This window comes from Phormidium sp. CCY1219 (assembly GCF_035615515.1).
Classification (GTDB): Bacteria; Cyanobacteriota; Cyanobacteriia; order Cyanobacteriales; family Laspinemataceae; genus CCY1219.
Genome location: NZ_JAJENT010000913.1, coordinates 1 through 371 on the forward strand (window position 1 = coordinate 1; position 371 = coordinate 371).

At 50.1% G+C, this 371-nt stretch carries 1 protein-coding gene; it reads right to left on the bottom strand.

All coding sequences use genetic code 11. The features are described 5' to 3' along the window. A partial coding sequence (locus tag LKK83_RS29930; protein ID WP_324635122.1) for a cadherin repeat domain-containing protein occupies positions 1-371 on the bottom strand: 371 nt, incomplete at both ends.

The following is a 371-nucleotide window of genomic DNA, read 5'->3' on the forward strand; positions in this document are numbered from 1 at the left end:
CTTGGGTTTGCACTCGGATATTGTAACTAGATTTAGTTTCAAAGTCCGGGGAACTGTTGATTTGCAGTTGGTCGCCAGCGATGGTGAAGGCGGCGTTATCGGTGTCTCCCGTACCTGTCGCTAAACTGTAGGTAAAGGTATCTCCAGTATCGGGGTCGGTGGTGGAGAAGTTGCCGACTGCGGTGTTCGCCCCTACGTTTTCGTCGATGGCGTTGTTGCTGAGGGCGAGGTCGGTGGGACTCTCGTTCAGGTCGTTAACGTTAATCGTTAATTCCTTCTGGAAAATCTCTCCACCCGCATCTTGGGTTTGCACTCGGATATTGTAACTAGATTTAGTTTCAAAGTCCGGGGAACTGTTGATTTGCAGTTGG